This window comes from Streptomyces sp. NPDC050388 (assembly GCF_040655635.1).
In the GTDB taxonomy this organism is placed as follows: domain Bacteria; phylum Actinomycetota; class Actinomycetes; order Streptomycetales; family Streptomycetaceae; genus Streptomyces.
Window position 1 is genome coordinate 121,916 of sequence record NZ_JBFAKH010000016.1, and the last position, 9,296, is coordinate 131,211.

Below are 9,296 nucleotides of genomic sequence, written 5' to 3' on the forward strand. Positions count from 1 at the left end.
ACCGGCAACCGCGTCACGCGGTCGCGCGTCCTGGGAAGAACAAGGTCGATCGTGCGGACGGGGAGCCGTGGGGGAACGGGTGGGCAGCGGTGCGGTGGCGGGGGCGGCGACGCGCGGGCGGGTGGTCGCGGTGGCCGCGGTGCTGTCGGCGGGGCTGCTGGTGTTCCACCGTGCCGTGCCGAACGCCGTCGGCCGGGTGGGCAGTCTGCTGGAGTCGTTCCTGCCCTGGCTGGGCCTGGTGGTCCTGGTGCTGTTCGCCCTGGCGCTGCTGCGGCGTTCGGCCGTCGCGCTGGTGGCCCTGCTGCTGCCGGTGGCGGCCTGGACATATCTCTTCGGCGGGTTGTTCCTGCCCGAACCGCCCGCCGGTCCGCGGGAACTGGTGGTGGTGCAGCACAACGTCAGCGACGAGAACGCCGACCCGGCGGCGACGGCCCGCGCCCTGGCCGACGCCGGGCCCGACCTCATAGCGCTGGAGGAGCTGGTGCCGACGGCGCTGCCGCTCTACGAGAGGACGCTCGCCCGACGCTACCCGTACCACGCGGTGCGGGGCACCGTGGGCCTCTGGTCGAGGCACCCGCTCACCGGTGCCCGGCTGCTGGACATCAAACCCCCGGGGATCACCGAGCCCTGGAGCCGCGGGCTGAGGGCCGTGGTCCGCACACCGCACGGGGACGTCGCGACGTACGTCGCCCACCTGCCCTCGATCCGGGTCGGGGCGAGCGGCCTCGCCTCCGCCCACCGGGACGAGAGCGCCCGTCTGCTGGGCAGGGCGGTCGCCGCCGAGGAACTGGAGACCGTGATCCTTCTCGGCGACCTCAACAGCACCGTCGACGACCGGGGCCTGACCCCGCTGACCTCACGGATGAACGTGGCGGAACGCGGCTTCGCCCTGAGCTTCCCCGCCGCGCTCCCCCTGGCCCGGATCGACCAGGTCATGGCCCGCTCGGCCACCGTCCGTCACATCCGCACCCTGCCCGCCACCGGCAGCGACCATCTGCCGGTGGCCGCGCGCATCACCCTCGACTGAGGCCACCGGCCGGACCCCCGGGACCGCAGGTGTGTCACGCAGCGGGCCCCAGGGCTCCACGCGGTGCCCTGTTCTGCCTTGCCCGGGATACGTGTCGGGCGCACGACGGGGCTGCCGCTGCCCACCGCCCGCCACCTGCTGCGCACCCTGGTCCACGACGGACACCTGCGCGAACCGGACGGGCGGGTTCGTCCTCGGCGAGCGGCTGCACACGCTGCGCACCGCGGGCCGCGTGCAGGCCCTGCTGGGCCGGGTGCGGCCGATGCCGACCGCCCTGTGGGACGAGCTCTCGGCCTCCGCCTGCCTCACCTTCTCCGAGGACGGCGAGATCCGCGTCGCCGAGATCGCCGACGGTTCCCGGGGCACCCCGGGTGGACCTCCGGGTCGGCTTCGAGGACGCCGGTCACGCCACCGCGCCGGGCAAGTCCGCCCTGCGGGAGCCGGATGAAGCGGCCCGCCGGGAGTACCTGTCCCGGCACTCGTCAACGACCTCACGCCCCGCACCTTCGCCACCGCGCCGGAGCTGCCCCACACCGACGGTGTCACCGAGGCCCGCGACGCCGACCGTGCGTTCTGCCCCCTCGCCGAAAGCCTGGCCCGGCACCTGTACAACGATCCGGCCCGCCCGGTCGCCGCGCTGCACGAGGAACTGCTGTCGCACGCGGGCGGCCGGTTGCACGAGGACGCCGCGCTCCTCCTGCTCCGCGAACCCGCCACCCCCGGGTCCGCCGCCCCGGCGCCGGCAGCGACAGCGGGCCCGGCGTCGTTCCTCGGCACCGGATCCGTCGACCGGAGGAACGCCGCCTGACCGATGCCGGGTGCCCGGCAGGTCGGCCGCGGACCCGCACCGGACACCGGCCGGAGCGTGCGGGATACTACGGGCATGCGGATCTCAGCCAGGGCGGACTATGCGGTACGGGCCGCGCTGCAGCTCGCCGCGGCACGGGACGATGCCCCCCTCAAGGCCGAGGCCATCGCCGACGCCCAGGACATTCCGCACAAGTTCCTCGAAGGCATCCTGAACGACATGCGTCGGGGCGGTCTCGTCCTCAGCCGACGCGGCGGCAACGGCGGGTACCGACTGGCCCGGCCCGCCGACACCATCAGCATCGCCGACGTCATCCGCGTCGTGGACGGGCCGCTGGTCTCGGTGCGCGGGGTCCGCCCGCCGGACCTGTCCTACTCCGGCCCCGCGCAGTCGCTGCTCCCGCTGTGGATCGCACTGCGGTCCCATGTGCGCGAGATCCTGGAAGGTGTGTCGCTGGCCGATGTCGCCGCGGCCGAACTCCCCGCCGAGGTCGCCGCGTTGACCGATGCTCCGGACGCCTGGGCCAACCCCTGAGCAAGCGGACCGGCCCCGGATTCCACATCTCAGATCATGAGATGAGCTCGGCCAGAATACGGAAACCCTCTTGGAGGGAGGGACCCGGTCTGCCACGATCCCTAGCAATCGGGTAGGAAAATCAGGGATCGGGGGCCGGTCATGCGTGCACTGGACCGCACGGCCCGCTTGCTGCCCCGTCTGACCTCGCGCCGTCACATCGACTTCGGCCGCGCGTCGAGTGCCATCTGTCGCCGTTCCGCGTCCCGGCCGCCCGTCTCCAAGTAGTCCGCTTTCCGGCACGCCCAGGACGACGCGGCCCCCTCCCCCGGCCTCCCGGCCATATCTCTGCATCGCTGCATCGCCATATCTCCGCATGGCTATGTCGGCGTATCGACCTTCTCCGCGCCGCCCACCCCGAAAGGACACCTCCGTGTCTGCCGCAAGGCCTCTCGCTCTCCTGCGCGCCATCGCCGTCACCGCGACGCTGCCCCTCCTGCTCACCGCGTGCGGCTACGGCTCCGAGTCCACCGACGACGGCAATCATTCCAAGGTCGCGGCGGACGCCGAGAAGCTGTCCGTCGACGAGGTGAGGCTCGGCTACTTCCCGAACCTCACCCATGCCAACGCGCTGGTGGGCATCGAGGAGGGCCTGCTGCAGAAGGAGCTCGGCGGCACCCGGATCAAGTCCGCGACCTTCAACGCCGGGCCGTCCGAGATCGAGGCGCTGAACGCCGGTTCCATCGACATCGGCTGGATCGGTCCCTCCCCCTCCATCAACGGATTCACCAAGTCCCGGGGCAAGAACCTGCGCATCATCGGCGGTTCCGCCTCCGGCGGCGTGAAGCTGGTGGTGAACCCGGACAGGATCAAGTCCGAGGACGACCTCCAGGGCAAGAGGATCGCGACCCCGCAGCTCGGCAACACCCAGGACGTCGCGTTCCTCAACTGGATCGCGGAGAAGGGCTGGAAGGTCGACGCGCAGAGCGGCAAGGGCGACGTCTCCGTCGTCCGCACCGACAACAAGGTGGCACCCGATGCCTTCACGTCCGGCTCGATCGACGGCGCCTGGGTTCCGGAGCCGACCGCGTCCAAGCTGGTCGCGGAGGGCGCCGAGGTGCTGCTGGACGAAGCCGACCTGTGGCCCGACAAGAAGTTCGTGATCACGAACATCATCGTGTCGCAGAAGTTCCTCGAGGAGCACCCGGACGTCGTCGAGGCCGTACTGCGCGGCTCGGTGAAGACCAACGACTGGATCAGGGCCGACCCCGACAAGGCCAAGGAGTCCGCGAACAAGGCCCTCGAGGAACTGTCCGGCAAGGCCCTGCCCAAGGACGTCCTCGACCCGGCCTGGGAGTCCATCACCTTCCTGGACGACCCGCTGGCCGCCACCCTCGACTCGCAGGCGAAGCACGCGGTGAAGGCCGGCCTGCTGGATCAGCCCGCCCTGGACGGCATCTACGACCTCGCACCGCTGAACAAGGTGCTCAAGGCCGAGGGCAAGGACGAGGTGGACGACGCGGGTCTCGGCGTCGAGCGGTGACCTCGGCCCACTCCGGGTGAGTTCCGGGAGCGGCGGTCCCAGTCGCGGCCGCCGCTCCCACGCCGCTCCTCTGGGACACTGGTGCGATGCCGCCCGCTCCGCGGTCACAACCGCGTCCGACACCTCCGAGGCCCCCGGAACCTCTCACGGCCGAGGCGCCGGCGACCATCGCGCGCCCGCTGCTCACCCAGTCCTGGCTCGACCTGACCTTTCTGCACTGGGCCGCGGACCCGGCCGACGTGGCTCCTCTGCTGCCGGCCGGAACGGTGCCCGACACACTGGACGGGGTCACCTACGTCGGACTCGTCGCCTTCCGGATGCACCGGGCCGGCTGGCTGCGTCTCCCGGGGCTCCCCTACCTCGGTTCCTTCCCCGAGACCAACGTCCGCCTCTACTCGGTGGACGCGCACGGACGCCGCGGCGTGGTGTTCCTCTCCCTGGACGCCTCCCGGCTGCTGCCCGTGATGATCGGCCGGATCGGCTTCCGGATGCCCTATCTCTGGTCCCGGATGGCCGTCCGGCACAGCGGCGACACCGTCACGTACACCAGCTCCCGGCGGTGGCCCGGCCCCCGCGGCGCCCACAGCCGCATCACCGTGCGGGTGGGCGAGCGGATCGGGGAGCCCACCGGGCTGGAACACTTCCTGACCGCCCGCTGGGGCATGCACGGCTCCTTCTTCGGCCGGTCGATGTACCTGCCCAACACCCACCCGCGCTGGTCCCTGCACCGCGCCGAGGTACTCGACTGCGCGGAGGACCTGCTGGCGGCGGCGGGACTGCCGAAGCCCGCGAAAGACCCCGTGAGCGTCCTCTACTCGCCGGGCGTTCCCGCCCGCTTCGGCCGACCTGCCCGCCCTGCGGGCGTCCGCACCCCTTGACGCCCCGGGATCAGCCCTGCGGCTCCTGCGGCTTGGTGTCCACTTCGCGCAGATTCCGGTCGGTGAGTTCGGTGCGTGTCTCCGTACGGTGGCCGCGGGCGATGTAGTCCCGCACCACGAGCTCGACGGCGTCCTGCGGCGACCCGACTCCGGCCAGGACCATGACTTCCACGACCAGTTCGGCATCGAGTGTGACGGTGACCTTGGCCATGGCGCTCTCCTGACGGTGTCGGGCACTGCGTGGACCGGATCGCCGAACCCTACAAGGCGGGCCACCCGCCCTTTCGGCCCAGCCCGCGCGAACGGGCCGGAACGTACTCCTCCTGTTCTCGTTCGACCCCTCCGACCGGCGATGATGGCAGTGGCGGCCGCGTGCGCACGGTGGTCGTCCGTCCGTCGGACGTGTGCCAGGAGCAGAGAGGAAGCACCACGATGAGCCACCAGAAGGTGCGCGACGTGATGAGCGACGCCGTCGTCCGGATCCAGGGCGGGACACCGTTCAAGGAGATCGCGCACCTGCTGCTCGAGTACGACATCACCGCCGTCCCCGTGGTCGACACCGAGGACCGTCCGGTGGGCGTGGTGTCCGAGGCGGACCTGCTGCACAAGATGTGGGGGCGTCAGGAGGGCGATGCCGGTGGGCCGGGAGTGGCGCCCCGGCTGGAGAAGGCCTGGGCCACCGACGCCGCCGGGCTGATGACGTCGCCCCCGCTCTGTGCCGCCGAGGACTGGAGCGTGGTGGACGCCGCCCGGGTGATGGCCCGGCACGGCATCAAGCGGCTGCTGGTGATCGACGGGGCCGGGCGGCTGAGGGGCGTGGTGAGCAGGAGCGACCTGCTCCGCGTCTTCGTGCGCGCGGACCGGGCGATCCGCACGGAGATCGTCGAGGACGTGCTGGTCAGGGCGCTCGGCGAGGCGCCCTCCGCAGTGGAGGTGACGGTGACGCACGGCCATGTCAGGCTCAGCGGGCAGTTGTCCTCACCGGCGACGGCTCAGGAACTCGAGGAACTGTGCCGCAACGTCGACGGCGTCGTCGACGTGGAGTTCCGTGCGGTGCCCGACTCCGGGACCGACGGCCCGGCGCCGACGGGCTGACCGCGCGCCGCGGGTCCCGGACCGGGGCCGCCGCCGGGCGGGAGGGCCCCGCTGCGCGTCGCCCGCCATCCCTCCGGTGCTTCACCGGACGACGGCTCCCCGGAGGTGGTGAAGCGCTTCGATTGACAGTCGATCCTTATGCCGCGTGCCGCTCTCGCTTCACCCTGCACTGCGGTCGGGTGCAATGTGTCCGGCCTGATCACCAACACGTCGGCGGGGACCGGTCGCATCGGCCCCCGGCGGCGGGATCTCCTCGCTCCAGGGCGTGACAGGGCCTCCCGGACCTGTCATAGTTCCTGGCCAGGTACGGCCTTCTTCTCGCCATCGCCCCTCCCCCTCCGAGGAAGATCATGAAGTTCACCGACGGCTTCTGGCGCATCCGCGAGGGCGTCCAGATCTCGTACGCCACCGAGTTGCGCGATGTGCGCACGGAGTCGAAGCGCTTCACCAGCCATGCCGCCGTCAAGAGAGTGAGGCATCGAGGCGACACCCTCAACGCTCCCCTCGTCACGGTCGAATGCTTCTCCCCCGCCGAGGGCGTCATCGGTGTCCGCGTCACCCACCACGCGGGCAAGCGGCGCCCCGGCCCCGACTTCGCCCTCACCGGTGATCCGGACGGCGCCGGGACCGTGCGCACGGACGGTCCGGTCACCGAGCTGACCAGCGGCCCACTGACCCTCCGCCTCGACGGGTCCGGCCCCTTCTCGCTCGGCTTCCACGACGCGGACGGACGCGAGCTGACCCGCGCGGACGCCAAGGGCACCGCCTTCGCCACCACCGACGACGGAGCCCACCACATGCTGACCCGGCTGGCGCTCGGCGTCGGGGAACAGATCTACGGCCTCGGTGAGCGCTTCACCCCGTTCGTCAAGAACGGTCAGACCGTCGACGTCTGGCAGGCCGACGGCGGCACGAGCAGCGAGCAGTCCTACAAGAACATCCCGTTCTACCTCTCCTCCCGCGGCTACGGCGTCTTCGTCAACCACCCCGGGGCGGTCTCCTACGAGATCGGCTCGGAGTCCGTGGGCCAGGTGCAGTTCAGCGTCGAGGACCAGTCGCTGGAGTACCACGTCGTCGCCGGTCCCACTCCGAAGGACGTACTCAGCCGCTACACGGCCCTCACCGGCCGCCCCGCCCTGCCCCCGGCCTGGTCGTTCGGCCTGTGGCTCAGCACCTCGTTCACCACGTCCTACGACGAGCGGACCGTCACGTCGTTCGTGGACGGCATGGCCGAGCGCGGCATCCCGCTGTCCGTCTTCCACTTCGACTGCTTCTGGATGCGCGAGTACCAGTGGTGCGACTTCCGGTGGGACCCCGAGGTCTTCCCCGACCCGGACGGCATGCTGGCCCGGCTCAAGGAGAAGGGCCTGCGCATCAGCGCCTGGATCAACCCGTACATCGCCCAGAAGTCCCCGCTCTTCGACGAGGCCGCCGCCCTCGGGCACCTGGTGTGCAGGCCCGGCGGCGACGTGTGGCAGTGGGACCTGTGGCAGGCCGGCATGGGCCTGGTCGACTTCACCGGCCCCGAGGCGCGCGCCTGGTTACAGTCGAAGCTCAAGGCCCTGCTCGACCAGGGGTGGACTGCTTCAAGACGGACTTCGGCGAGCGCGTCCCCACCGACGTGGTCTGGCACGACGGCTCGGACCCCGAGCGGATGCACAACTACTACACGCAGCTGTACAACCGCACGGTGTTCGAGCTCCTCGAGAAGGAGCGCGGGCAGGGTGAGGCCGTGCTGTTCGCCCGGTCCGCGACGGCCGGCGGACAGCAGTGTCCCGTGCACTGGGGCGGCGACTGCTGGTCGTCCTTCGAGGCCATGGCCGAGTCGCTGCGGGGCGGTCTGTCGCTGTCGCTGAGCGGGTTCGGCTTCTGGAGCCACGACATCGGCGGCTTCGAGGGCACGCCCGACCCCGAAGTGTTCAAGCGCTGGCTCGCCTTCGGCCTGCTCTCCTCGCACAGCCGGCTGCACGGCTCCTCGTCGTACCGGGTGCCGTGGGAGTTCGGTGACGAGGCGGTCGGCGTCGCCCGGCGGTTCACCCTGCTCAAGCACCGCCTGATGCCGTACCTGTACGGCGCGGCCGTCGAGACGCACGCCACCGGCGTGCCGATGATGCGGCCGATGGTGCTGGAGTTCCCCGGCGACCCGACGTGCCGTCCGCTCGACCGCCAGTACATGCTGGGTCCCGACCTCCTGGTGGCGCCCGTGTTCAGCCCGGACGGCGAGGTCGAGGTCTACCTGCCGGAGGGCACCTGGACCCACCTCCTGAGCGGCGAGAAGGTCACCGGTCCGGGCTGGCGCACCGAACGGCACGGCTACGACAGCCTCCCGCTGCACGTCCGCGAGGGCTCCGTCCTGCCCCTGGCCGGCGACGACTCGCGGCCGGACGGCGACTGGCTGGACGCGCCGGTCCTCCTCGTCCACCCGACGGAATCGCTGACGATCACCGAGTTTCGCACATCAACGTGCCTTCATACAGAGCCAGTTGAGCCAAAGGGCGGAGGGCCGCCCCGCTCCCCCGCCCCGTACTCCGAACCCACCGGCCGGTGGGTTCGGGGCGCGGGGACGCGGCAACGGGGCAAGTGCGGCCCGGCCGGCGGTGAGGACGGCCGCAGGCCCCGCGGTTGACGTCGGGAATCGGTTCACCGACTGCCGGGTGCCTCGGCGACGGCCACTCCCCGGCCCGGCCGACACGGCGGAGTCGGTTCCGGATGCGCCGTTCGTCCGTGATGCGCGCTCATGATGCCTGACGAGGACTGAGGTTGACGTCTCGTCAAGTCGAACATGGTGTGAGAACGTCGGCAGCATGGGCATCTCTTGTCATGAACCTGCGATCCGATGGCCGGGTCGCAGTCTCATGGAGGTTCGGGATGCACCGTAGACTCGCCACCGCACTGGCCACCTCGGCCCTTGCCGCCGTCAGCGTACTGGGCACCGCCACAGCCGCCGACGCCGTTCCCGCCGACAAGGCCCAGGTCCTCTCGAACTGGACCCAGACCAGTGCCTCGAGCTACAACCAGTGGGTCGCGGCGCGCTCCAACCAAGCCGCCTGGTCCGCCTACCAGTTCGACTGGAGCACCGATTACTGCTCCACCTCCCCCGACAACCCGTTCGGCTTCCCCTTCGCCACCTCCTGCGCGCGCCACGACTTCGGTTACCGCAACTACAAGGCGGCCGGTTCCTTCGACGCCAACAAGGCACGCCTCGACAGCGCCTTCTACGAAGACCTCAAGCGGGTCTGCGCCGGCTACAGCGGCGGCACGAAGACCGCTTGCAACAGCACTGCGTGGACCTACTACCAGGCGGTCAGGGCCTTCGGCTGACAACTCCGGCAGCTCGACCGGCGACGATCCGTCCCCACGCGGGCAGCAGGACGCGGCCGGCGACGGCGGCCGCGGGGGGGGGGGCCGCGGGGGGGGGGGGGGCGGCGGCCG

Annotated in this window: 8 protein-coding genes and 2 pseudogenes; 9 read left to right on the forward strand and 1 reads right to left on the reverse strand. The window is 71.2% G+C overall.

The window, feature by feature from the left end; genetic code table 11:
* The first annotated feature begins 67 nt into the window (after nucleotides 1–67).
* The 6 genes and pseudogenes from AB0I73_RS12230 (at nucleotide 68) to AB0I73_RS12255 (ending at nucleotide 4,769) form a co-directional block, all read left to right on the forward strand.
* A complete protein-coding gene (locus AB0I73_RS12230) occupies nucleotides 68–1,027 on the forward strand; it encodes an endonuclease/exonuclease/phosphatase family protein (RefSeq protein WP_363036390.1) in 960 nt (319 codons plus the stop codon).
* A 90-nt stretch (nucleotides 1,028–1,117) separates the two neighbouring features.
* Nucleotides 1,118–1,532, forward strand: a pseudogene (locus AB0I73_RS12235) (IclR family transcriptional regulator); the annotation flags it as partial.
* Between the two features lie 18 nt (nucleotides 1,533–1,550).
* Nucleotides 1,551–1,835 carry a SpoIIE family protein phosphatase gene (locus tag AB0I73_RS12240; protein WP_363036412.1) on the forward strand — a complete coding sequence of 95 codons (285 nt, stop codon included), beginning with the start codon at nucleotides 1,551–1,553 and terminating at the stop codon, nucleotides 1,833–1,835.
* A 75-nt stretch (nucleotides 1,836–1,910) separates the two neighbouring features.
* On the forward strand, nucleotides 1,911–2,369 hold the full coding sequence (locus tag AB0I73_RS12245; RefSeq protein WP_363036392.1) for an Rrf2 family transcriptional regulator: 459 nt from the start codon (nucleotides 1,911–1,913) through the stop codon (nucleotides 2,367–2,369).
* A 412-nt stretch (nucleotides 2,370–2,781) separates the two neighbouring features.
* Nucleotides 2,782–3,891, forward strand: a complete 1,110-nt coding sequence (locus tag AB0I73_RS12250; protein ID WP_363036394.1) for an aliphatic sulfonate ABC transporter substrate-binding protein — start codon at nucleotides 2,782–2,784, stop codon at nucleotides 3,889–3,891.
* 86 nt (nucleotides 3,892–3,977) lie between these two features.
* Nucleotides 3,978–4,769, forward strand: a complete 792-nt coding sequence (locus tag AB0I73_RS12255) for a DUF2071 domain-containing protein (protein ID WP_363036396.1) — start codon at nucleotides 3,978–3,980, stop codon at nucleotides 4,767–4,769.
* Nucleotides 4,770–4,779: 10 nt separating this feature from the next.
* Here the strand turns inward: AB0I73_RS12255 and AB0I73_RS12260 are convergent, their stop codons facing one another.
* Nucleotides 4,780–4,980, reverse strand: a complete 201-nt coding sequence (locus AB0I73_RS12260) for a type II toxin-antitoxin system VapB family antitoxin (RefSeq protein ID WP_202276968.1) — start codon at nucleotides 4,978–4,980, stop codon at nucleotides 4,780–4,782.
* Between the two features lie 221 nt (nucleotides 4,981–5,201).
* On the opposite strand from AB0I73_RS12260, the gene AB0I73_RS12265 reads away from it, so the two are divergent.
* The 3 genes and pseudogenes from AB0I73_RS12265 to AB0I73_RS12275 all read left to right on the forward strand — a co-directional run bounded on the left by AB0I73_RS12265 (nucleotide 5,202) and on the right by AB0I73_RS12275 (nucleotide 9,185).
* Nucleotides 5,202–5,864: a CBS domain-containing protein gene (locus AB0I73_RS12265; protein ID WP_363036398.1), complete on the forward strand. Its 663-nt coding sequence runs from the start codon at nucleotides 5,202–5,204 to the stop codon at nucleotides 5,862–5,864.
* A 350-nt stretch (nucleotides 5,865–6,214) separates the two neighbouring features.
* Nucleotides 6,215–8,289: pseudogene (gene yicI, locus AB0I73_RS12270) on the forward strand (alpha-xylosidase); the annotation flags it as partial.
* 443 nt (nucleotides 8,290–8,732) lie between these two features.
* Nucleotides 8,733–9,185, forward strand: coding sequence for a phospholipase (locus AB0I73_RS12275; protein WP_363036400.1), 453 nt, complete (start codon nucleotides 8,733–8,735; stop codon nucleotides 9,183–9,185).
* Nucleotides 9,186–9,296: the final 111 nt, after the last annotated feature.